Below are 22,143 nucleotides of genomic sequence, written 5' to 3' on the forward strand. Positions count from 1 at the left end.
CCGCGGGCGCTTCGATGTCCGCTCGATGCCGCGCGGCCCTCGCGCCGCCATGCCGGAACCACGGCGCTGACCGGCAATCGGGAAACGACCCGGAAACACCATAAACAACCCACAAACGAAAAAGCCCCGGGCATCCGCCCGGGGCTTTCGTCATTGCGCGTTCGCCGCGTCGATTACATCTCGACGACGTCGAGCAGCGTCTTCTTGCCCGCCTTGTAGTTGTACAGCGAGATCACGCCGTGCTTCAGGTCGCCCTTCGCATCGAACGTCGTTTCGCCGATCACGCCCTTGTAGTCGGTCGACGGCATCGCAGCCAGGATCTTCGCCGGATCGGTCGAGTTCGCGCGCTTCATCGCATCGACGATGATGTACACCGCGTCATACGTGAACGGCGCGTAGATCTGGATCGGCTGGCCGAAACGCTTCTGGTACTTCGCCTGGAACGCTGCGCCGCCCGCCATCTTTTCGAGCGCCATGCCAGCTTCCGAGCACACGATGTTGTCGGTCGCGTCGCCAGCGAGGTCCGACAGTTTGTCGGTACAGACGCCGTCACCCGCGAGCACCTTCGCGCGCAGGCCGAGCTGCTTCGCCTGCTTCGCGAACGGGCCGCCGGTCGCATCCATGCCGCCGTACATGATCGCGTCGGGGTTTTCGCCCTTGATCTTCGTGAGAATCGCGCGGAAATCGACAGCCTTGTCGTTCGTCGCGTCGTGCGACACGACGTTCATGCCGAGCGACTTCGCGGTCTTCTCGAATTCGTTCGCGAGACCCTGACCGTAGGCGGTCGAGTCGTCGACGATCGCGACGCTCTTCACCTTCAGGCCCTTCGACGCGTAGTTCGCGAGCGCCGGACCTTGCTGCGCATCGGTCGCGACGACGCGATACGTCGTCTTGAAGCCTTGCTGCGTGTACGCCGGGTTCGTGGCCGACGGCGAGATCTGCACGATGCCCGCATCGCTGTAGATCTTCGATGCCGGGATCGACGTACCCGAGTTCAGGTGGCCGACCACCGCGACGACCTTGTCGTCGACGAGCTTCTGCGCGACCTGCGTGGCAGTACGCGGGTCGGCCGCGTCGTCCTGCGGGTCCAGCTGGAGCGTGACCTTCTGGCCGTTGATCGTCAGACCCTTCGCGTTGATTTCCTCGACGGCAAGACGCGCGCCGTTTTCGTTGTCCTTGCCAAGGTGGGCAATACCGCCGGTCAGCGGCGCAACGTGACCGATCTTGATGACCTCATCGGCAACAGCCCCCGTAGCGAGCGACGCGAACAGCATGGCTGCGGCGCTGATCGGCAGCAGCTTTTGAAGCTTGATATTCATGTAAGTCTCCAGTTTCAAACCCAAAACCAACGTAATCGCCCTGTGCTCCCGCGCCCCGAACGTGTCGCTCCCCGTGCGGACGACCACGCAGGATGCATCCTTGATGCACCTGGCCAGCATGGCGCAACGCCCGTTTGTGGCAGGCCGCCCGTCCATACTTGCGCGCAAGTGTAGGCGATCAAATTAATTTGGGGGACTTTTTTCAGATATTGGTGTGAGTACCAATGGAGATTGCGCAAAAGGCCGTCCAGCGGGGCTTTTGCGGCGTAAAACGTTGTGCGGCAAAGGGTTAGGTTGGCTGGGCAAAAGCCGCGAACGAGGTCGGGGAGAGACTCGCCCGCGCTATTTAGAGAGAACATCCAGGGACGGTGGCCGGGACGCGCGGCGTGCGGGCGTCCCTGTCCCTTTTCCCGCGCTTCGTCGCGACGATGATGGCGGCCGGAGAAGATCGCCGGACGGCGCGGCTTCGCGCCGCTCCCGCTCCGCCCGCACCATGTTCCGCCGCAGTCGACTAGCTCCGCGGCAACCCCGCCAGCACCGCATGCAACTCGCGTTCGAGCGCATCGACAAGCGCCGCCGCGCCGATCCCCGCGTCGCGCCCGCGGCCGAGCGGCGCACCCTGCCCGGACCACAGCGACAGGTAATCGCCGTCGTTCGCGCGCGACGCGTTCTGCCGCAGTTCCTGCGTCAGCGCGTTCTGCACCGGATACGGCGCGACGTCGTCGGCGCGTCGTTCCAGATGCTCCATCAGCGGATTGCGGATCCCGCGCGCGTGACGCCCGGTGATCGCGCGCGTGACCGACGTCGCGGTGTCCGACGACGCGCGCACCCGCGCCTTCCAGTCGGCCGGTATCGCGCTCTCCGCACAGGTCAGGAACGCCGTGCCCAGCACGGCGGCCTGCGCGCCGAGCGCGAGCGCGGCCGCGACGCCGCGGCCGTCCATGATGCCGCCCGCCGCCAGCACCGGCAGCCCGGTCGCGTCGACGAGTTGCGGCACCAGCGCCACCGTGCCGACGAGCGCATGTTCCGGCGCGCCGATGAACGTGCCGCGATGCGCGCCCGCCTCCGAGCCTTGCGCGGCGATCGCGTCGGCGCCCGCGTCGCGCCATGCGATCCCCTCGGCCACGTGCGTCGCGGTGCCGATCACGTAGCTGCCCGCCGCCTTCAGCCGCGCGACGTCGTCCGCCGGCAACACGCCGAACGTGAAGCTGACGACCGGCAGCCGCAGTTCCACCAGCATGTCGAGTTGCGCGCGGAAGTCCGGCGCATAGCGCGGCAGCGGCTGGCCGGGCGGCAGGCCGAAGCGCGCGCGCAGCGGATCGATCGCCGCCAGCGCGCAGCGCACGACCGCTTCGTCCGGCTGCGCCGGATCGAGCACGAACAGGTTCACGCCGAACGGCCGGTCCGTCAGCGCGCGGATCGCGGCGACCTCGCTCGCGATCTTGTCCGGCGCGAACGGGGCAGCGGCGAGAAAACCGAGCGCACCCGCGTTCGCGACGGCCGCGACGAGCGCCGGCGACGTCGGGCCGCCAGCCATCGGCGCCTGCACGACCGGCAGGCGCAGGTTGAAACGGGTGGTGAACGGCGTCGCGAAGCGCGGCGCGGCGTTCGACGCAAAAGCGGAAGTCATGGCGAAAGTCCCCTGCACGGATCACTTGAAACAGGCCGGCTGCCCGCAAAGCAGCCGCAGCCGCAGCCGGTTTCGACTGTAACGGAGCCCGCGAGGCCCGAAAAATGAATAATCAAGATGGTTACGATCCGCTTGCGAGAACGGCGACGCGCTGCATTGCACACAAGGTGTATGGCAAACTGGCTGCCCCGATCCGGCGGCACCGCCAGCCGGGCAGATCAGACCAGTGAACGAAGGAGAGCAACGTGAGCGTGACGTCCCAGTGGATCGACATTCCGGCCGGCAATGACAGCTTCGGCGGTTATCTGGCGCTGCCGAAGGGCGGCAAGGGTCCCGGCATCATCATCATTCAGGAGATCTTCGGCGTGAACGGCCACATCCGCGACGTCACCGAGCAATACGCGCTCGACGGCTACGTCGCGCTCGCGCCGGACATCTTCTGGCGCACCCAGCCGCGCGTCGAACTCGGCTACGTCGGCGCGGACCGCGACAAGGGCATCGAACTGCTGCAGAAGACCGACGTGCAGCTCGCGGTGCAGGACATCGGTTCGGCGGCGGCGGCGCTGCGCCAGCGTCCCGAGGTGAACGGCAAGATCGCGGCGATCGGCTACTGCTTCGGCGGCCGGCTCGCGTATCTCGCGGCGGCCGAAGGCTCGGTCGACGCGGCGGTCACGTACTACGGCGGCGGCATCCAGAACCAGCTCGACGTCGCGGACAAGGTGAAGGTGCCGATCCAGTTCCACTACGCCGAACTCGACCACGGCATTCCGCTGTCGGCGGTCGGCGAGGTGAAGGAGCGGTTCGCGGGCCGCGACAATGCCGAATTCCATCTGTATCCGAACGCGGACCACGGCTTCAACTGCTCGGTGCGCGCGTCGTACAACCAGCACGCATCGGCGCTCGCGCACGGCCGCACGCTGACGTTCCTCGCCGATCATCTGTAATTTCCGCCGCCACGGACACGCGCCGCCGCGTTGCGCGCGGCGCGCGTCCCTCCCGACGTTCGCCGGTAGCATAGGCGGACGCGCGGCGCGGGACCGTCATGCGTCCCGCGCCGCCGCCACGATCCGATTCCGATAGATAACCCGCCGCGAACGGGAGGCCGCCGCCGTGCAGTCCGACTACCTGTCCTACGACGCGATCGGCCTCGCCGAACTCGTGAAGTCGCGCGAAGCCAGCGCGCGCGAACTGCTCGACACCGCGATCGCGCGCGCGGAAGCGGTGAACCCGGCGATCAACGCGCTCGTGCTGAAGGACTACGACGCCGCGCGCCGGCGCGCGGCGCGCAACGGCGACGGCGCGGACGCGCTCGCGCCCGGCCCGCTCGCCGGCGTGCCGTTTCTGGTGAAAGACCTCGGCGCGCCGGTCGCCGGACTGCCGATGACGCTCGGCAGCCGCCACTACCGCCACTTCGTGCCGACCGCGGATGCGCCGGTCGTCACGCGCATCCGCGACGCGGGCCTCAACATCTTCGGCAAGACCAGCACGCCGGAACTCGGCCAGATGCCGTACACCGAGCCCGAACTGTTCGGCCCGTGCCGCAATCCGTGGAACCTCGATCACACGCCCGGCGGATCGAGCGGCGGCGCGGCCGCGTCGGTCGCGGCCGGCATCGTGCCGCTCGCGCACGCGTCGGACGGCGGCGGCTCGATCCGGATTCCGGCGTCGTGCTGCGGGCTGTTCGGGCTGAAGCCGTCGCGCTCGCGGCAGACGCCGGGCAACCCGCCGCCGCCGCCCGGCGCGCTCGGCGTCGATCTCGCGGTATCGCGCAGCGTGCGCGACAGCGCGCTGATGCTCGACCTGCTGACCGGCGACCCCGGACTCGCGCCCGGCTCGCCCGGCACCTTCCTCGCGGCGGCGGCCGAGCCGTGCAAGCCGCTGACGATCGCCTTCGTCACCGATCCGATGTTCGCCGGGTCGCTGTCCGCCGACGTGCGCGCCGCGCTCGACGACGCGGCCGCGCTCGCGGAATCGCTCGGCCACCGGATCGAGCCGGTCAGCCTGTCGATCGACTTCGCGCAGGCGCGCGAAGCGTTCCTGATGCTGTGGTCGGTGGTCGCCGAGCAATACGTGCTGAACGCGGCCGATCTATCCGGCCATCGCCCGCGCCGCCGCGAGTTCGAAGTCGCGACGTGGGCGCTCGCGCATATCGGCCGCAAGCTCGGCGAGCGCGAGTTGCCGGCCGCGCTCGACACGCAGCGGCGCATCACCACGCAGTTCGCCGACCTGATGACGCGCTACGACGCGCTGCTGTGCGCGACGCTCGCCGCCGCGCCGGTGAAGATCGGCGAGTTGCGGCCGACGCAGGCCGAACGGCTGCAGATGCACGCGGTCACCGCGCTGCCGATGGAGGCGTTGATGCGAAGGCTGCTGACCGAAGCGTCGAACAAGGCGTTCGCGTGGGCGGGCTGCACGGAGCTGTTCAATCTGACCGGACAGCCGGCGATGTCGGTGCCGCTGTGGTGGAATGCGCGCGGCCTGCCGGTCGGCGTGCAGTTCGCGGCCCGCGAGGGCAACGACGCGCTGCTGCTTCGGCTGGCCAGTCAGCTGGAGGCGGCGCGGCCGTGGTTCGGCCGGCGGCCGCCGCTACTGTCGGCACGCGCCTGACAGCGCGCGCCGGGGGGCGGGAGGAACAGTGCTCAGGCCTTCTTCGTATAGGCGCTGCACCAGCCCTTGCCGGACACCTGCTTGCCGCCGAACATCGGGCACGGCGCGAACGCGTCGGTCGGCTTGCCCTGATAGAACTGGCAGTTGCTGCACGTCTCGCCGGCCGTGTACTTCGCATATTTCGCCTTGTCCACCTGGGTCGCGTCGGACTTGTAGCCGAGCGCCTGCGCGGTCGGGTCCGAGTCGGCGACCTTCGGCGCGTCCGCGAACGCCTGACGCGACAGCGCGAGGGACGAAGCGACGCCAAGGCTCGTGATCAGAAAGCTGCGGCGGGTTGTTTTCATGGGGACTCGCTCCTGTTTGTGGGGAAACGCTGTTCTGGCGACAGCGCCCCGCAAGCATAGCAACGAAGCCCTACCTGTGCCGGTGCGATCCCGGGGATAACCGAACCGGATCGTCGGCGCGCGTCACGCGTGGCCGGCGACTTCGCAGACCCGCTGCGCGATCGCGAGCGACGCGGTGAGTCCCGGCGATTCGATGCCGAACAGATTCACGAGCCCCCGCACGCCGTGCGCGGCCGCGCCCTGGATCATGAAGTCGGCGGCCGGCTCGCCGGGTCCGGACAGCTTCGGACGGATGCCCGAATACGCGGGCTGCAGCGCGTGGTCCGGCAGGCCTGGCCAGTAGCGGCGAATCTGCGCGTAGAAGCTGTCCGCGCGATGCGGATCGACGTCGTAGCCGATCGTGTCGACCCATTCGACGTCCGGGCCGAACCGCGCCTGGCCACCGAGGTCGATGGTCAGGTGCACGCCGAGGCCCGCCTCGCTCGGCATCGGATAGATGAGCCGCGAGAACGGCGCGCGGCCCGACACGCTGAAGTAGCTGCCGCGCGCGAGAAAGAGCGGCGGCACGTGGCGCACGTCGAGGCCGCGGACGCGCCGCGCGAGCGCGTTCGCGTAAAGGCCCGCGCTGTTGATCACGCACGACGCGCGGATGTCGGTCGGCGCGGCGCCGCCGACATGCACGACGAAGTAGCCGTTGCCCGCGTCGATCGATTCGACCGGCGACTGCAGCGCGACCACCGCGCCGTCGCGCTCGGCATCGCCCTGCAACGCGAGCATCAGTTGATGGCTGTCGACGATCCCGGTCTGCGGCGAATACACCGCCTCCACGCATTCGAGCGCCGGTTCGAGCGCCTGCGCCTCGGCCGCGCTGATCCGCGTGAGATCGAACACGCCGTTTTCGCGGCCGCGCGTGAGGATGCTTTCGAGTTGAGGGATCTGGTCGCGCGCGGTCGCGACCAGCAGCTTGCCGCAGCGCCGGTGCGGGACGTTATGCGACGCGCAGAATTCGTACAGCAGCTCGCGGCCGCGCACGCACAGCGTCGCCTTCAGCGACCCGCGCGGATAGTAGAGCCCGGCGTGAATGACCTCGCTGTTGCGCGAGCTGGTGCCGGTGCCGATCGCATCGGCCGCTTCGAGCACGATCACCTCGCGGCCGCGCGCCGCGAGCGCCCGGGCCACCGCGAGCCCGACCACGCCCGCGCCGATCACTACACATTCGATCTCGTCCATGTCGGGTATCCGCCGTGGCGGCCCGGCCGGCGCGCCGTTGCGCACCTCGAACCGTGCCGCTGTCTGGATCGGCCATTGTACGACGCGCAATCGCGCGCCAAGGTGAGCACACGCACGCAGCGCCGAATGCCGCGGACCCGCAAACCGCCGCACGGACGCCGCCGGAAGGCTCCGTTGCGGCGCGCTCAACAATCGGCCAGCGCGCGGCGGTTGAACGGTCGCGGCGCCGTCCCCAGCTACGGAAACGATCTGTTGCGGACAGCATCCGTGATACCGGTATAGGATCGAAGGTCCGGATAATCCTGCCCGACGCCCGCGCCGGCCCGCCCCTGGGACGCGCCGCGCCCGCTGGGCATCCCCCGAAAGGAACCCGCCCGACATGGCCTGGAAACACCGCGTTGCCGCCGTACTGTTCGCCGCCGCCGCGTGCGCCCACGCGCAGACCGGCGCGCAACCGTCCGTGCAGTGGACGCTCCAGGTGATCCGCGACGGTCAGCAGATCGATTCGTTCGAAAGCACGACGACGGTCGGCCAGGCGCATACCGATACGCATCATCACGTCGTGGCGCACGGCGTCGGCTGCCTGAACCAGCCGGGCGGCGACATCGACCTGTCGCGCACGCTGACCGTGTCGCCGACGCAGGCGAACGCGACCGTGGTCACGCTCGCGATCGACGCGCAGGAAACGCTCGAAGAGAACGACCCGCAACAGACTCCGCAAGGCTGCGGGCTGCCGCCGCAGCCGCGCCAGGTCAACGCCAGCCACCCGGGGCTGAGCGTGCCCGCCGGCGAGTGGGTGACCTGGCAGATCGTCGAAAAAGATCCGTCGCTCGCGTACCGGGTGCGCGCGGGCCTCGCGCCGTCGTCGTCCTCGGGACAGTGAACGGCGGCGCCTCACAACGCGAACAATACGCATGCGAAACCCGGACGAACCCCTGATCGACACGTCGCACAGCAACGAATTCATCGCGGTGAGCTGGAACCTGCACAAGGGCCGCTCGCCGCTCGGCTTTCAGGCGTGGCAGGCGATGCAGCGCTGGGTCCAGTCGATCCACGCGGACGCCTATTTCCTGCAGGAAGCGATGGCGCGCCGGCTGCCGTCGCCGGTGCTCGAATCGAGCTTCGGCGCGCCGCTCGGCGATCCGGCCGAAGACGTCTGGCACTGCCAGGCCACCGAGATCGCGCAGTCGCTGCAACTGCAGATCGCGCTCGGCCCGAACGTGTTCAAGCCGTCGTGGCGGCACGGCAACGCGATCCTGTCGCCGCATCCGCTGGACCTCGGCGGCCGCTGGGACATCTCCGCTCACCGCTTCGAGCGGCGCGGCCTGCTGGTCGCGCGCGCGTCGTTCGGCGGCCGCGCGGTCACGCTGCTGTGCGCGCACCTCGCGCTGACCCGCAGCGCGCGCATGAGGCAGATGCAGTGGATCGCGCACTGGATCGCGAAGGAAGCGCCGCAAGGCCCGCTCGTGCTCGCCGGCGACTTCAACGACTGGCGCAACGACTCGGTGCCGATCTTCGCGGAGCACGGGTTGCAGGAAGTCGCGACGCTGCTCGGCGAGCCCGCGCGCACGTTCCCGGCGTTCTCGCCCGCGCTCGCGCTCGACAAGATGTTCGTGCGCGGAATGGAGCCGGTCGAATGGATCCAGCCCGCGCAGGAAACCGCTTGGCTGTCCGACCATCTGCCGTACATCGCGCGGCTCAGGGTGGAATAACCGGTTTCCGCTGCGGGCGGTCCGCCCCGGCGCCGGGGTCCGCCGCCGGCCTCCCGGCGACAGGGGCAATTGCTGCGCCGCGGCGGGCGATCCGGTATCATCTCGCCGGATCACATGCATGCGCACGCCCGGCGAGGTCCGCCAGACGAGCGTGCACAGCCTGCAGCACCGGCCCGCCCCGCGCGGGCCTCGCGCCGGGTCCCGTCAGGGGCTCGCAGGATTTCGCGAAGTAGCGCGTTATCCCGCTATCCCGCCGCTTCCGCCGACGCCAGCCTTTCCCGCCCGCACGAAGAGGCAGGAGCCAGCAGACCGCCGCAACCGGACAACCGCCGGTCCTCTCCCGAAGGCACGCCGCGGCCCACGGGCGGCGGGCGCGTTAAAATGGCGGATTGCGCTCGTTCACGGCGAGCGGGACAGCGCAGCGCGATTGCCGTGCCGGCCGGCGCACTGGTCTGGCGGCCCTTGTATTGCACATCCAGGAACCATGAGCAAACTCACCACCGAAACCGTCCTCAGCGTCCACCACTGGACCGACACGCTGTTCACCTTCACCTGCACGCGCGACGCCGCCCTGCGTTTCGAGAACGGCCAGTTCACGATGGTCGGCCTCGAAGTGGACGGCAAGCCGCTGATCCGCGCGTACAGCATGGCGAGCGCGAACTACGAAGAGCACCTCGAATTCCTCAGCATCAAGGTGCAGGACGGTCCGCTCACGTCGCGCCTGCAACACCTGAAGGTCGGCGACAAGGTGCTGATCGGCAAGAAGCCGACCGGCACGCTGATGGCCGACAACCTGCTGCCGGGCAAGACGCTGTGGCTGCTGTCCACCGGCACGGGCCTCGCGCCGTTCATGTCGATCATCAAGGACCCGGACATCTACGATCGCTACGAGAAGGTCGTGCTCACGCACACGTGCCGTTTCGTCGACGAACTCGCGTACAAGGAGTTCATCAGCGAGGACCTGCGCAATCACGAGTACCTCGGCGAGATCGTCCGCGAAAAGCTGGTCTATTACCCGACCGTCACGCGCGAAGCGTTCGACAACAAGGGCCGCATCACCGACCTGATCGAGACGAAGAAGCTGTTCGAGGACCTGAACGTGCCGCCGTTCTCGCTCGAAAACGACCGCGTGATGCTGTGCGGCAGCCCGCACATGCTGCGCGACACGCGCGAGCTGCTCGACGGGCTCGGCTTCAAGGAAGGCAGCAACAACGAGCCGGGTCATTACGTGATCGAAAAGGCGTTCGTCGGCTGACGCGCCCCGCGGTCTCGCCTTCCCGAAAAACCGGAGCCTCGCGCTCCGGTTTTTTTTGGCCGCCGGGACTTAGGCCGCGGCGCGCCGTTACAATTTCATCCGGCGGTTTTTCCGACTTACTTGTCGGATTTTTCCCACACAAAATCTGCTGCAGGCCCCTTCCGATGACCGGTTCATTGCCTGTCAGTATTGGGTTAGATGGCATTTCACAATTTTGCGATATCATCGCGGCGCAGTACGCTCTGACCCGGTCCACCGGGCCGCGGAGCGGCCAGGTTGTTACAGAATGTAAATTTCGTTACTCGCTCCGGGCGTGTTTGTCGGCGTTGTCCGTCACCACCGACCCGGTGCGCACAAGACCGGTTCTGCTACGGGGGTTGGGATGGATTCGTCGATTGTGGTCACGATCAACGCGCGTGCGCGCGGCCGTCACGGCCACCGCAGGCGCGGAGAACGCGCCCTGCCGGCTGGCGGCCTGGCCGCCGGCGCCGCGGTCCCGACGATAGGCGACCCTCAGGCGCTCGCGTTCGCCCGCGAGATCGACCGGCTCCAGCGACAAGTCGCCGCACTGTCCGCGCGTCCCGTCGATGCGGACGAAGCCGCGCGCCAGCGCCTCGCGCGCGAGCTGCACGACTGCGTCGGCGCCGAACTCGCCGCCACCCGTTTTGCTCTGGCCAATGTCCGCACGTGGCTGCCCGCCGACGCGCCGCCGCAATGCGAAGACGCGCTCGCGCTCGTGCAGCGCTCGCTCGACGCCGCGTGCAACGCGACGCGCGAAGTGCTCGCCGACCTCTACGCGCCGCGCCTCGACGCGGGCCTCGTGCGCACGTTGTCCGGCTGGATCCGCGACTTCGGCGCGCGCACCGGCCTGCGCACCAGCTTCGTCTGCGCGGCCGACGGGCGGCTCGCCCGCCTGCCCGACGACGCCGCGCTGGCCGTGTTCCGCGTCGCGCAGGAGGCGCTCGCGAACGTCGCGCGCCACGCGCGCGCGACCGGCGCCGACGTCCGCCTCGACTGCACGCCGCAGGCGCTCACGCTCACCGTCGCCGACGACGGCGTCGGCATGCCGCGCGGCGCGCGCCGCCGCGCCGGCCACTACGGCGTCGCCGGCATGCGCGAGCGCTGCCGCGCGTTCGGCGGCGCGCTGCGGATCGTGTCCGCGCGCGCGGACGACCCGCACGCCGACGCGCGCCACGGCACCACGGTGCGCGCCCGCTTCGCATGGGACGCGCTGGCCGGCGCAGCCGCGACGCGCCCGCTCGACGACACGCGAGGCCAGCCGTCATGAGCCCGCGCATCCTGCTCGTCGATGACCATGCGGTCGTGCGCCAGGGCGTGCGCCAGTTGCTGCTCGATCGCGGCATCGCGTCCGAGGTGACCGAGGCGCAGACCGGCGCGGAAGGGCTCGCCGCCGTCGCGCAGCACGCGTGCGACGTGGTGCTGCTCGACATCTCGCTACCCGACATGAACGGCGTCGAGGTGCTGAAGCGGATGAAGCGCAAGGCGCCGCGCATCCCGGTGCTGATGTTCTCGATGTACCGCGAGGACCAGTACGCGGTCCGCGCGCTGAAGGCGGGCGCAGCCGGTTATCTGTCGAAGACGGTCGACGCCGCCGGGATGATCGCCGCGATCCAGCAGGTCGCCGGCGGCCGCAAGTACGTGAGCCCGGCGATGGCCGAGGCGCTCGCCGACTACGTGTCGGTGGACGGCGAGCAGTTGCCGCACGAAAAGCTGTCCGACCGCGAGTACCAGACGCTGTGCATGCTCGCATCCGGCCAGCGGCTGACCGACATCGCGCGCACGCTGTCGCTGTCGGTCAAGACGGTGAGCGTCTACCGGACGCGCGTGCTCGAAAAGATGAAGCTCAGCAACAACGCGGAGCTGACCTTCTACGTGATGAGCAACCGTCTGATCGACCTGAACCCCGCGATGACCGCCTGATCCGCGCGGCCGGCTCGCCCGGCCGCAGGAAAAAGGCGAACAGGCGTGCTTTCACGCGGCGGGCGTCCGATTTAGCAAGGAACCCCGCCGATCGCCGCGCCGCCGGCAAGGATCGCGCGCGCCCCTGTTGCTTTGCGGCAGGATTGTCCGCCGCCCCCCGTGGCTTCCCGTCCCTCCCGCGCCTGGCGCGAACCCCACTTCCGCTAAAATTTCGGGTTTTCCGATAGTTCGGCGCGCGGGTTTCGAGGGCGATCCCGCGTGTGTTCCAGGAGTTCGTCCCCCATGTCCCTTTTCCGCAAGAAGAACATCGAGCACATGCTGCAGGCGAGCGCGCAAAGCGCCGGCCTCAAGAAGGCGCTCGGCGCGCTCGACCTCACGTTCCTCGGCATCGGCGCGATCATCGGCACCGGCATCTTCGTGCTGACCGGCACCGGCGCCGTGCAGGCCGGCCCCGCGCTGATGGTCGCGTTCCTGATCGCGGCGGTCGCGTGCTGCTTCGCGGCGCTCGCCTATGCGGAATTCGCGTCGACGATCCCGGTCGCCGGCTCGATCTACACGTACTCGTACGCGACGCTCGGCGAACTCGCCGCTTGGGTGATCGGCTGGGACCTGATGCTCGAATACGGGCTCGCGACGTCGGCCGTGTCGGTCGGCTGGTCCGGTTATCTGCAGTCGCTGCTGTCGGGCTTCGGCATCTCGCTGCCGGCCGCGCTCAGCGCCGCGCCCGGCGCGCTGCCCGGCACCCACACGCTGTTCAACCTGCCCGCGTTCCTCGTGATGATGGGGATCACCGCGCTGCTGTCGGTCGGCGTGCGCGAATCGACCCGCGTGAACAACATCATGGTGGCGATCAAGGTGGTCGTCGTGCTGCTGGTGATCGCGGTCGGCGCGTTCCACGTGCAGCCCGCCAACTGGCATCCGTTCATGCCGAACGGCTGGAACGGCGTGTTCGGCGCGGCGGCGGTGATGTTCTTCGCGTTCATCGGCTTCGACTCGGTGTCGTCGGCGGCCGAAGAGGTGAAGAACCCGAAACGCGACCTGCCGGTCGGCATCATCGCGTCGCTCGCGGTCTGCGCGGTGCTGTACGTCGCGGTCGCCGCGGTCGTCACCGGCATCGTGCCGTCGCCGAAATTCGCGAACGTCGCGCACCCGGTGTCGTTCGCGCTGCAGGTCGCGGGCCAGCCGTGGGTCGCCGGCTTCATCGACCTCGGCGCGGTGCTCGGCATGCTGACCGTGATCCTCGTGATGAGCTACGGCCAGACCCGCATCATCTTCGCGATGTCGCGCGACGGGCTGCTGCCCGCCGTGCTGTCGCGCGTGCATCCGCGCTTCGCGACGCCGTTCCTGACGACGTGGATCGTCGGCCTGTTCTTCGGCCTGATCGGCGCGCTCGTGCCGCTCAACGTGCTCGCGGAACTGATCAACATCGGCACGCTCGCCGCGTTTTCGATGGTGTCGATCGCCGTGCTGATCCTGCGCCGCACGCATCCGGACCTGCCGCGCGCGTTCCGCTGCCCCGGCGTGCCGGTCGTGCCGGTGCTCGCGGTCGCGTCGTGCCTGTTCCTGATGGTGAACCTGCAACCGATCACGTGGATCGCGTTCGTCGCGTGGCTCGTGATCGGCATGGTCATCTACTTCGGCTACTCGCGTCATCACTCGCGGCTCGCGCGCAACGCGCAGTAACGCTGCGGCCAGCGTTCATCGCTCGATAGCGGGCGTTCCGGAGCGCCGGCTGAACGGCCAGTCCCTCGCGGGGGACGGGCCGTTTTTCATGGCGCGCGCGGGCCGCGATTCCCGCTCCGGCGGGGAAAACCCCGCACAGCGCAAACCGGCGATTTGTGCTTTACTGTCCCGAGCATCACCCGTAAATACACGAAAGCACCAGCCGGACCCTCGCCCCCGCTTCTCCTCGACAGCCCCGCCAAAAGGCCGTCGTGCGCCGCCAGTCGCGGACGGGAGAAGAGTAGCAAACGGCAATCTCGGGGCAATCACGTGTGCGGGCCCAGGCCGGTCTCTACCCCATGGCAACCATCTTGCAGGGGATCGGAGTCAGTGCCGGAGCGCTAACTCGGGTCGACAGCTCTGCATGGGACCCGAGTAAGCGCTAAAGCGCTAACTCGGGTCGACAGGAGACAGACAATGGCGATAAGCATCCGCCTCACGGTCAACGGCCAGCCCGTAACCGCCGAGGTCGAACCCCACACCCTTCTGGTCCAGTTCCTGCGCGAACAGCTACGCCTAACCGGCACGCACGTCGGCTGCGACACGGCGCAGTGCGGCGCATGCACGGTCCATCTGGACGGCCGCGCAATCAAGTCGTGCAACCGGCTCGCGGTGCAGTGCGACGGCGCAAGCGTCACGACGATCGAAGGGCTCGCGCACCACGGCGAACTGCATCCGATGCAGGCCGCGTTCCGCGACTGCCACGGGCTGCAATGCGGGTTCTGCACACCCGGCATGGTGATGAGCGCCACCGCACTCGCGGCCGGCCATCCTGACCTCACCGAAGCGGACGTGCGCGCCGGCCTCGACGGCAACCTGTGCCGCTGTACCGGCTATCACAACATCGTGAAAGCCGTGCTCGCGGGCGCCGCCGAAACGCGCGCGTGCGCGAACGCCACCGCCGCGCACGCGTGACGGAGGCGACCATGAACGCACCCGAACAGCATCGGATGATCGGCGCCTCCGTGAAGCGCAAGGAGGACTACCGTTTCCTGACCGGCGCGGGCCAGTACACGGACGACGTCGTACTGCCGCATCAAACGTGGGCCGTGTTCGTGCGCTCGCCGTACGCGCACGCAAGAATCGCCCGCATCGACACCGCGGCCGCGAAAGCGTCGCCCGGCGTCGTCGCGGTGTTCACCGGCGCGGACCTCGCGGCGGAGCACGTCGGCGGCCTGCCGTGCGGCTGGCTGATCCACAGCATCGACGGCTCGCCGATGCGCGAGCCGCCGCATCCGGTGATCGCGCACGACAAGGTGCGCCACGTCGGCGACCAGGTCGCGCTCGTGATCGCGGAATCGGTGAAGGCGGCGAAGGACGCCGCCGAACTGATCGAAGTCGACTACGACGAACTGCCGGCCGCGATCGACACCGCGCACGCGGCCGACGCCGGCCAGCCCGCCGTGCACGACGACGTGCCGGACAACACCTGCTACACATGGGGCCACGGCGACAAGGCCGCGACCGACGCCGCGTTCGCGAAGGCCGCGCACGTGACGACGCTCGACATCGTGAACAACCGCCTCGTGCCGAACGCGATCGAGCCGCGCGCGGTGAACGCGAGTTACGCGCCGCAGGACGACAGCTACACGGTCTACGTCGCGAACCAGAACCCGCACGTCGAGCGTCTGCTGATGGCGGCGTTCGTGCTGTCGCTGCCGGAGACGAAGCTGCGCGTGATCGCGCCGGACGTCGGCGGCGGTTTCGGCTCGAAGATCTTCCTGTACGCGGAGGACGTCGCGCTCACGTGGGCGTCGAAGAAGATCCGCCGGCCGGTCAAGTGGACGGCCGAACGCTCGGAGTCGTTCCTGTCCGACGCCCACGGCCGCGACCACGTGACGAAGGCCGAACTCGCGCTCGACGCGAACGGCCGGTTCCTCGCGATGCGCGTGCATACGATCGCGAACATGGGCGCGTATCTGTCGACGTTCTCGTCGAGCGTGCCGACGATCCTGTACGCGACGCTGCTCGCGGGCCAGTACGCGACGCCCGCCATCTACGCGGAAGTGAAGGCGGTGTTCACGAACACGGTGCCGGTCGATGCGTACCGGGGCGCGGGCCGCCCCGAGGCGACCTATGTGGTCGAACGGCTCGTCGAAACCGCCGCGCGCGAGATGAACCTCGATCCGGCCGGGATCCGCCGCCGCAACTTCATCACGACGTTCCCGTATGCAACGCCGGTCGGCCTCACCTACGACACCGGCGACTACGAAGCGTGCCTCGCGCGCGCGATGCAGCTCGCGGACGTCGAAGGCTTTCCCGCGCGGCGCGAAACGTCGAGGCAGCATGGCCTGCTGCGCGGGCTCGGTTACTCGTGCTACATCGAGGCGTGCGGACTCGCGCCGTCGAACATCGCGGGCGCGCTCGGCGCGCGCGCGGGCCTGTTCGAAGCGGGCGAGGTGCGCGTGAACCCGACCGGCTCGGTCACCGTGTTCACCGGCTCGCACAGCCACGGCCAGGGCCACGAGACGACGTTCGCGCAGGTCGTCGCGGACCGGCTCGGCGTACCGATCGAGCAGGTCGAGATCGTGCACGGCGACACCGGCCGCATCCCGTTCGGGATGGGCACCTACGGGTCGCGTTCGATCGCGGTCGGCGGCTCGGCCATCATGAAGGCGCTCGACAAGATCGAGGCGAAGGCGAAAAAGATCGCCGCGCATCTGCTCGAAGCGGGCGCGGACGACATCGAGTTCGCCGACGGCGTGTTCCGCGTGGCCGGCACCGACCGCACGAAGACGTTCGCCGAGATCGCGCTGACCGCATACGTGCCGCACAACTATCCGCTGGAGACGCTCGAACCGGGCCTCGACGAAAGCGCGTTCTACGATCCGACCAACTTCACCTATCCGTCCGGCGCGTACCTCTGCGAGATCGAGGTGGACCCGGACACCGGCGAGACGCGCATCGACCGCTTCACCGCCGTCGACGACTTCGGCAACGTCATCAATCCGATGATCGTCGAAGGCCAGGTGCACGGCGGCCTCGGCCAGGGAATCGGCCAGGCGCTGCTGGAACGCTGCGTGTACGACAACGACAGCGGCCAGTTGCTGTCCGGCTCGTACATGGACTACGCGATGCCGCGCGCGTCCGACCTGCCGGACTTCACCGTCGAGACCGCGAAAGGCACGCCGTGCACGCACAACCCGCTCGGCGTGAAGGGCTGCGGCGAGGCCGGCGCGATCGGCTCGCCGCCGGCCGTCATCAACGCGCTGCTCGACGCGCTCGCGCCGCTCGGCGTGAAGGATCTGCAGATGCCCGCGACGCCGCACCGGATCTGGTCGGCGATCCGCGCCGCGCAACCGGCGTCCGCATAACGGAAGAGACCCGAAGGAGACACGCTCATGTACTCGTTCGACTACCGGCGCGCGGACGACGCGCAACACGCGGTCAGCACGCTCGGCGCGACGCCGGATGCGAAGTATCTCGGCGGCGGCCAGAGCCTGCTGCCGACGATGCGGCTGCGGCTCGCGCAGCCGTCCGCGTTGGTGGACGTCACGCGCATTCCCGCGCTCAGGCAGATCGCGGTCGATCCGAAGACCGTGACGGTCGGCGCGGCGGTCTGCCATGCGGACGTCGCGGAACACGCGCAGATCCAGCGCGTGCTGCCCGCGCTCGCGCAACTGGCCGGCAGCATCGGCGACCGCCAGGTGCGCGCGCTCGGCACGCTCGGCGGCTCGATCGCGAACGACGACCCGGCCGCCGACTATCCGGCCGCGCTGCTCGCGCTGAACGCGACGGTCGTCACCGACCGCCGCCGCCTCGGCGCGGATGCGTTTTTCGTCGGCCTGTACGAGACCGCGCTCGAACCGGACGAACTGATCGTCGCAGTCGAGTTCCCGGTGCCGGAGCGCGCCGCGTACGAGAAGTTCAGGAATCCGGCGTCGCACTTCGCGCTGGCCGGCGTGTTCGTCGCGAGGTCCGCGGACGGCGTGCGCGTCGCGGTGACGGGCGCGGCGGCGTCGGTGTTCCGCGCGGCCGCCCTCGAAACCGCGCTCGCCGCGAACTTCACCCCCGAAGCCGCGCGCACGGTTACGATCGCGGCCGACGACCTGAACACCGACATGCACGCGAGCGCCGCGTATCGCGCGCATCTGATTCCGGTGCTCGCGGCGCGCGCGGTCGCGCACGCGAACGGTTAGCGGCACCGGCGCGAACGCGTGAAGGCGGCGCGGCGGATCGCGCGCCGCCGTTTCCGTTCCCGCCGCGCCGCAAGCCTGCACGAATCATCGGGAATCCCATGCAACCCGCGTCGATCGACGACACCGTCCGTCAACTCGAAGCGCACGGCTACTTCGCGAGCCGCGAACTGGCGACCGCGCTGTTTCTCGCGCTGAAGCTGGAGCGGCCGCTGTTCGTCGAAGGCGAGCCGGGCGTCGGCAAGACCGAACTCGCGAAGGCGGCCGCGCAGTGGCTCGGCACGCCGCTGCTGCGGCTGCAATGCTACGAAGGACTCGATACCGCGAGCGCGCTGTACGAGTGGGACTACCCGCGGCAGATCATGGCGCTGCGGCTCGCGGAAGCGACCGGCAACGCGACGGGCGAAGCGCCGACCAACGACACGCTGTATCGCGACGAATTCCTGCTGAAGCGCCCGCTGTTGCAGGCGCTGCTGCCCGATCCGCAGCAACCGGACGGCCGCCGCGTGCTGCTGATCGACGAGATCGACCGCGCGGACGAGCCGTTCGAGGCGTTCCTGCTGGAGCTTCTTTCGGATTTCCAGGTGTCGATTCCCGAGTACGGCACCGTGCGCGCGGCCCGGCCGCCGCTCGTCGTGATTACGTCGAACCGCACGCGCGAAGTGCACGACGCGTTGAAGCGGCGCTGTCTGTACCAGTGGCTCGGTTATCCGGACCGCGCGCGCGAACTGACGATCGTCGCCGCGCGCGCGCCGGAGACGAGCGCCGACCTGCAACGGCGCGCGGTCGATTTCGTGCACCGGCTGCGAACCATGGACCTGTTCAAGGCGCCGGGCATCGCGGAGACGATCGACTGGTGCCGCGCGCTCGCCGCGCTGTCGGTCGCGGAACTCGATCCGCAGTCGGTGCAGGACACGCTCGGCGTGCTGCTCAAGTATCAGGACGACCTTGCGCAACTCGACGCGCAGCGGATCGCCGAATGCCTCGCGGTCGCGGACTAGCGCGATGAAACCCGCCGCCGAAGCCGCCGAAGCCGCTCCGCCGACCGCCGCCGGCCTGCCGGTGATCGCGCGCAACGTCGTGCATTTCGTGCGCGTGCTGCGCGGCGCGGGGCTGCCGATGTCACCCGCGCAGGCGGCCGATGCGATCGACGCACTCGGCTTCGTCGACCTCGCGCGCCGCGACGACGTGCGCGCGGCGCTCGCCGCGCTGCTGACGTCCGCGCCCGACGAACGCGAACTGTTCGACGCGGCGTTCGACGTGTTCTGGCGCGATCCGGACTGGGAAGGCAAGCTGCGCGCGCTGCTGCTGCCGAAGGTGAAAGCCGGCATGCCGCCGCCGCGCCGCGGCAACCGGCTTGCGGATGCGCTCGCCGCGCGCGCGCCGGAACGTAACGGCGCGCAGCAGCCGGCAGCGCGCGAAGAGCACGAACTGCGCGCGCACGCGACGTTCAGCGCCGACGAACGCCTGCGGCACCGCGACTTCGACACGCTGAGCGCCGACGAGTGGCGTGCGCTGCGCCATCTGATCCGCCGTCGCCGGCAGCCGCTCGCCACCGAGCGCACGCGGCGGCTGAAGGCAGCGGCGCGCGGCGCGCACGCGGATCTGCGCGCGAGCGCGCGTGAAGCGGTGCGTTCGGGCGGCGACTGGACCGTGTGGAAATATCGCGCGCCGGTCGAGCGCAAGCCGCCGCTCGTGCTGCTGCTCGACATCTCCGGCTCGATGAGCAGCTATTCGCGCGCGGTGCTGTACTACTGCCACGCGCTGCTGCAATCGCGCGAGCGCCTGCAGGTGTTCCTGTTCGGCACGCGCCTCACGCACGCGACCCGCGCGCTGCGCGAGCGCGATCCCGACATCGCGATCGCGCAACTGGCCGCGCAGGTCGCGGACTGGTCCGGCGGCACGCGGATCGGCGCGACGCTCGCGGAGTTCAACCGGCGCTGGGCGCGTCGTGTGCTGAACGGCCGGGCGACCGCGCTGATCGTCACCGACGGCCTCGACCACGACGCCGGCGACACGCTCGCGGCCGAGATGGCGCGGCTGCACCGCTTCGCGCATCGCGTCGTGTGGCTCAACCCGCTGCTGCGCTATCGCGACTTCGCGCCGAAGGCGCGCGGCGTGCAGGCGATGCTGCCCCATGTCGATTTTCATTGTCCGGTACATAATCTCGACAGCCTCGAAGCGTTCGGCCGAAGCCTCGGCGACGCGCCGCTCGCGGTGAAGCCGCGCACGGCCGTCGCGTCATCGGACGCCGCGCCGGTCGTTCGAGGAGCAGCCCGATGGAACTGACCGAAAGCTGCACGCTGCCGGTCCCGCAACAGCGCGCATGGGACGCGCTGAACGACACGACCATCCTGCGGGCGTCGATCCCGGGCTGCGACAGCATCGAGGCCGAAGGCGGCAACGCCTACGCGCTGTCGATGAGCGCATCGGTCGGCCCGGTGAAGGCGCGCTTCAACGGGCGCATGCGGCTGACCGACGTCGACGCGCCGCGCGCGTACACCATCGTGTTCGAAGGACAGGGCGGCGCGGCGGGCTTCGGCAAGGGCCACGCGCGCGTGACGCTCGAACCGGACGGCGACGCGGCAACGAAGCGGTCTTACGCGGCGAGCGCGCAGGTCGGCGGCAAGCTCGCGCAGATCGGCTCGCGGCTCGTCGACGGCGCGGCTCGTCGACGGCGCGACGCGACGTGCAAGCTCGCGCGCGAGTTCTTCAGACGCTTCGGCGAGCAGCCCGGCGGCGCAGCGGAAGTCGCCGACGACGCCGGCCGTTCCGGCGCAGCGCCGGACACCCCGACAGCAACCGCGGCCGACGCCGCCGGAAACGGCGCGGCGCGGAACGAAACGACCGCCGACGGAGACGCATCCGGCGACGGGCAGCAAAGGAGGAAACGATCATGGACAGCGTGGATCTCGAAGTCCTGAAATCCAGCGCCCGCTGGCTCGACGAAGGTCACCGCGCACTGCTGGTGACGGTGGTGAAGACGTGGGGCTCGTCGCCGCGTCCGGAAGGCGCGATGCTCGTCGTGCGCGACGACGGCCTCGTCGTCGGCTCGGTGTCGGGCGGCTGCATCGAGGACGATCTGATCGATCGCGTGCGCCGCGCAGGCATCGAGCAGCAAAGGCCGGAAGCGGTGAAATACGGGATCACGGCCGAGGAGGCGCATCGTTTCGGCTTGCCGTGCGGCGGCACGATCCAGCTCGTGCTCGAACCGCTGACGCCGCAGAGCGGCATCCGCGCGCTGTACGAGACGGTGAGTCACGGCGAACTGGTCGCGCGCACGCTCGACATGCACACCGGCGCGGCGACGCTCGGCCCCGCGCGCGCGACCGACGGCGTCTATTTCGACGACGAGCGCCTCTTGACGATCCACGGCCCGCGCTACCGGATGCTCGTGATCGGCGCGGGGCAGTTGTCGCGCTACCTGTGCCAGATCGCGGTCGGGCTCGACTATCAGGTGACCGTCTGCGATCCGCGCGAGGAATACACCGACGTATGGGACGTGCCCGGCACGACGCTCGTACGCACGATGCCGGACGACACCGTGCTCGACATGAAGCTCGACGAACGCTGCGCGGTGATCGCGCTCACGCACGATCCGAAGCTCGACGACCTCGCGCTGATGGAAGCGTTGAAGACGCCGGCGTTCTACGTCGGCGCGCTCGGCTCGCGGCGCAACAACGCGGCGCGGCGCGAACGGCTGAAGGAATTCGATCTTTCGGAAGCCGAACTGGCGCGCCTGCATGGGCCGGTCGGCATCTACATCGGCAGCCGCACGCCGCCGGAGATCGCGGTGTCGATCCTCGCGGAAGTGACCGCCGCGAAGAACGGCGTGTCGCTGCCGACGATCCTTCAGGTGGAAGGCGCGAAAGCGGCGCGGGAGGTCGCGGCGAGCGGGGAATCGGCTTGCCGCGTGTGAGCGGGGTCCTGGTTGATCGCTGCCGGTGACGGCAGCATCGAACGCCAGATGCAGAGAGGCCCGCAGCGGCGGTCGCGCCGATAGTCGCCGCGGCCGGCGACGCGTACTCGCCCATCGGTACGAACAGCGATCGCGCAGCGGAAACAGCCGCTTCACGCGCGGCCGGCAGGCGGCGCCCGCCGGCCGCGCGACGCTTCACTTCAGTTGAACAGCTTGCCCGCCTGGATCAGCGTGTTCGCGACGCCCCACACGAGCGGCACCAGCACGTACAGCCAGAACACCGCAAGCAGCGCCTTGTTCGACGATTTCGTTTCGACGGTACTCATGG

Annotated in this window: 20 protein-coding genes; 15 read left to right on the forward strand and 5 right to left on the reverse strand. The window is 69.3% G+C overall.

Annotated features, from left to right (window positions below; genetic code table 11):
- Window positions 1–173 precede the first annotated feature (173 nt).
- On the reverse strand, window positions 174–1,319 hold the full coding sequence (locus BLV92_RS00115; protein ID WP_090541031.1) for a branched-chain amino acid ABC transporter substrate-binding protein: 1,146 nt from the start codon (window positions 1,317–1,319) through the stop codon (window positions 174–176).
- A 511-nt stretch (window positions 1,320–1,830) separates the two neighbouring features.
- Window positions 1,831–2,949, reverse strand: coding sequence for an NAD(P)H-dependent flavin oxidoreductase (locus BLV92_RS00120; protein WP_090541033.1), 1,119 nt, complete (start codon window positions 2,947–2,949; stop codon window positions 1,831–1,833).
- Between the two features lie 245 nt (window positions 2,950–3,194).
- On the opposite strand from BLV92_RS00120, the gene BLV92_RS00125 reads away from it, so the two are divergent.
- Both BLV92_RS00125 and BLV92_RS00130 read left to right on the forward strand, forming a co-directional pair.
- On the forward strand, window positions 3,195–3,893 hold the full coding sequence (locus tag BLV92_RS00125; RefSeq protein WP_090541035.1) for a dienelactone hydrolase family protein: 699 nt from the start codon (window positions 3,195–3,197) through the stop codon (window positions 3,891–3,893).
- 166 nt (window positions 3,894–4,059) lie between these two features.
- Complete coding sequence (locus BLV92_RS00130; RefSeq protein ID WP_090541040.1) at window positions 4,060–5,556, forward strand: amidase; 1,497 nt, start codon at window positions 4,060–4,062, stop codon at window positions 5,554–5,556.
- Between the two features lie 32 nt (window positions 5,557–5,588).
- Here the strand turns inward: BLV92_RS00130 and BLV92_RS00135 are convergent, their stop codons facing one another.
- A complete protein-coding gene (locus BLV92_RS00135; protein ID WP_090541043.1) occupies window positions 5,589–5,900 on the reverse strand; it encodes a high-potential iron-sulfur protein in 312 nt (103 codons plus the stop codon).
- 123 nt (window positions 5,901–6,023) lie between these two features.
- Window positions 6,024–7,130, reverse strand: a complete 1,107-nt coding sequence (locus BLV92_RS00140; protein ID WP_090541046.1) for an NAD(P)/FAD-dependent oxidoreductase — start codon at window positions 7,128–7,130, stop codon at window positions 6,024–6,026.
- A 379-nt stretch (window positions 7,131–7,509) separates the two neighbouring features.
- Between BLV92_RS00140 and BLV92_RS00145 the strand changes: the two genes are divergently transcribed.
- The 13 genes from BLV92_RS00145 (at window position 7,510) to BLV92_RS00205 (ending at window position 21,815) form a co-directional block, all read left to right on the forward strand.
- Entirely contained in the window at window positions 7,510–8,013 is a 504-nt protein-coding gene (locus BLV92_RS00145) for a hypothetical protein (protein ID WP_090541049.1), read from the forward strand.
- 31 nt (window positions 8,014–8,044) lie between these two features.
- The gene (locus BLV92_RS00150; protein ID WP_090541052.1) at window positions 8,045–8,842 is read left to right on the forward strand and encodes an endonuclease/exonuclease/phosphatase family protein; all 798 of its coding nucleotides are present in this window, start codon (window positions 8,045–8,047) and stop codon (window positions 8,840–8,842) included.
- Between the two features lie 484 nt (window positions 8,843–9,326).
- Entirely contained in the window at window positions 9,327–10,097 is a 771-nt protein-coding gene (locus BLV92_RS00155; RefSeq protein ID WP_090541054.1) for a ferredoxin--NADP reductase, read from the forward strand.
- 382 nt (window positions 10,098–10,479) lie between these two features.
- Window positions 10,480–11,385: a sensor histidine kinase gene (locus BLV92_RS00160; RefSeq protein WP_090541057.1), complete on the forward strand. Its 906-nt coding sequence runs from the start codon at window positions 10,480–10,482 to the stop codon at window positions 11,383–11,385.
- Window positions 11,382–12,038 carry a response regulator transcription factor RqpR gene (gene rqpR, locus BLV92_RS00165; protein ID WP_090541060.1) on the forward strand — a complete coding sequence of 219 codons (657 nt, stop codon included), beginning with the start codon at window positions 11,382–11,384 and terminating at the stop codon, window positions 12,036–12,038. Before BLV92_RS00160 ends, rqpR begins: the two co-directional genes overlap by 4 nt.
- A 282-nt stretch (window positions 12,039–12,320) precedes the next feature.
- Window positions 12,321–13,721 carry a branched-chain amino acid transporter BcaP gene (gene bcaP, locus BLV92_RS00170; protein WP_090541062.1) on the forward strand — a complete coding sequence of 467 codons (1,401 nt, stop codon included), beginning with the start codon at window positions 12,321–12,323 and terminating at the stop codon, window positions 13,719–13,721.
- A gap of 456 nt (window positions 13,722–14,177) precedes the next feature.
- Complete coding sequence (locus tag BLV92_RS00175) at window positions 14,178–14,675, forward strand: (2Fe-2S)-binding protein (RefSeq protein ID WP_090541065.1); 498 nt, start codon at window positions 14,178–14,180, stop codon at window positions 14,673–14,675.
- An 11-nt stretch (window positions 14,676–14,686) separates the two neighbouring features.
- Entirely contained in the window at window positions 14,687–17,074 is a 2,388-nt protein-coding gene (locus BLV92_RS00180) for a xanthine dehydrogenase family protein molybdopterin-binding subunit (RefSeq protein ID WP_090546708.1), read from the forward strand.
- A 27-nt stretch (window positions 17,075–17,101) separates the two neighbouring features.
- Window positions 17,102–17,899 (forward strand): FAD binding domain-containing protein, encoded by a 798-nt coding sequence (locus BLV92_RS00185; protein ID WP_090541068.1) that lies wholly within the window; start codon window positions 17,102–17,104, stop codon window positions 17,897–17,899.
- 98 nt (window positions 17,900–17,997) lie between these two features.
- Complete coding sequence (locus BLV92_RS00190) at window positions 17,998–18,897, forward strand: AAA family ATPase (protein WP_090541072.1); 900 nt, start codon at window positions 17,998–18,000, stop codon at window positions 18,895–18,897.
- Window positions 18,898–18,901: 4 nt separating this feature from the next.
- The gene (locus BLV92_RS00195; protein WP_090541076.1) at window positions 18,902–20,185 is read left to right on the forward strand and encodes a vWA domain-containing protein; all 1,284 of its coding nucleotides are present in this window, start codon (window positions 18,902–18,904) and stop codon (window positions 20,183–20,185) included.
- On the forward strand, window positions 20,176–20,820 hold the full coding sequence (locus BLV92_RS00200) for an SRPBCC family protein (RefSeq protein WP_090541079.1): 645 nt from the start codon (window positions 20,176–20,178) through the stop codon (window positions 20,818–20,820). Before BLV92_RS00195 ends, BLV92_RS00200 begins: the two co-directional genes overlap by 10 nt.
- Complete coding sequence (locus BLV92_RS00205) at window positions 20,793–21,815, forward strand: XdhC family protein (RefSeq protein ID WP_090541082.1); 1,023 nt, start codon at window positions 20,793–20,795, stop codon at window positions 21,813–21,815. The genes BLV92_RS00200 and BLV92_RS00205 overlap by 28 nt, the downstream gene beginning before the upstream one ends.
- A gap of 200 nt (window positions 21,816–22,015) precedes the next feature.
- Here BLV92_RS00205 and BLV92_RS00210 read toward each other — a convergent pair whose 3' ends face one another.
- A complete protein-coding gene (locus tag BLV92_RS00210) occupies window positions 22,016–22,141 on the reverse strand; it encodes an MFS transporter small subunit (protein ID WP_090541084.1) in 126 nt (41 codons plus the stop codon).
- Between the last annotated feature and the right edge of the window lie 2 nt (window positions 22,142–22,143).

This window comes from Paraburkholderia caballeronis, assembly GCF_900104845.1.
In the GTDB taxonomy this organism is placed as follows: Bacteria; Pseudomonadota; Gammaproteobacteria; order Burkholderiales; family Burkholderiaceae; genus Paraburkholderia; species Paraburkholderia caballeronis.

Bases quoted from the DNA above. Each gene is read 5' to 3' on its own strand.
- BLV92_RS00115 (WP_090541031.1), bottom strand. From the start codon at position 1,319: ATGAATATCAAGCTTCAAAAGCTGCTGCCGATCAGCGCCGCAGCCATG.
- BLV92_RS00120 (WP_090541033.1), bottom strand. From the start codon at position 2,949: ATGACTTCCGCTTTTGCGTCGAACGCCGCGCCGCGCTTCGCGACGCCG.
- BLV92_RS00135 (WP_090541043.1), bottom strand. From the start codon at position 5,900: ATGAAAACAACCCGCCGCAGCTTTCTGATCACGAGCCTTGGCGTCGCT.
- BLV92_RS00140 (WP_090541046.1), bottom strand. From the start codon at position 7,130: ATGGACGAGATCGAATGTGTAGTGATCGGCGCGGGCGTGGTCGGGCTC.
- BLV92_RS00145 (WP_090541049.1), top strand. From the start codon at position 7,510: ATGGCCTGGAAACACCGCGTTGCCGCCGTACTGTTCGCCGCCGCCGCG.
- BLV92_RS00150 (WP_090541052.1), top strand. From the start codon at position 8,045: ATGCGAAACCCGGACGAACCCCTGATCGACACGTCGCACAGCAACGAA.
- BLV92_RS00155 (WP_090541054.1), top strand. From the start codon at position 9,327: ATGAGCAAACTCACCACCGAAACCGTCCTCAGCGTCCACCACTGGACC.
- BLV92_RS00160 (WP_090541057.1), top strand. From the start codon at position 10,480: ATGGATTCGTCGATTGTGGTCACGATCAACGCGCGTGCGCGCGGCCGT.
- rqpR (WP_090541060.1), top strand. From the start codon at position 11,382: ATGAGCCCGCGCATCCTGCTCGTCGATGACCATGCGGTCGTGCGCCAG.
- bcaP (WP_090541062.1), top strand. From the start codon at position 12,321: ATGTCCCTTTTCCGCAAGAAGAACATCGAGCACATGCTGCAGGCGAGC.
- BLV92_RS00175 (WP_090541065.1), top strand. From the start codon at position 14,178: ATGGCGATAAGCATCCGCCTCACGGTCAACGGCCAGCCCGTAACCGCC.
- BLV92_RS00180 (WP_090546708.1), top strand. From the start codon at position 14,687: ATGAACGCACCCGAACAGCATCGGATGATCGGCGCCTCCGTGAAGCGC.
- BLV92_RS00185 (WP_090541068.1), top strand. From the start codon at position 17,102: ATGTACTCGTTCGACTACCGGCGCGCGGACGACGCGCAACACGCGGTC.
- BLV92_RS00190 (WP_090541072.1), top strand. From the start codon at position 17,998: ATGCAACCCGCGTCGATCGACGACACCGTCCGTCAACTCGAAGCGCAC.
- BLV92_RS00195 (WP_090541076.1), top strand. From the start codon at position 18,902: ATGAAACCCGCCGCCGAAGCCGCCGAAGCCGCTCCGCCGACCGCCGCC.
- BLV92_RS00200 (WP_090541079.1), top strand. From the start codon at position 20,176: ATGGAACTGACCGAAAGCTGCACGCTGCCGGTCCCGCAACAGCGCGCA.
- BLV92_RS00205 (WP_090541082.1), top strand. From the start codon at position 20,793: ATGGACAGCGTGGATCTCGAAGTCCTGAAATCCAGCGCCCGCTGGCTC.
- BLV92_RS00210 (WP_090541084.1), bottom strand. From the start codon at position 22,141: ATGAGTACCGTCGAAACGAAATCGTCGAACAAGGCGCTGCTTGCGGTG.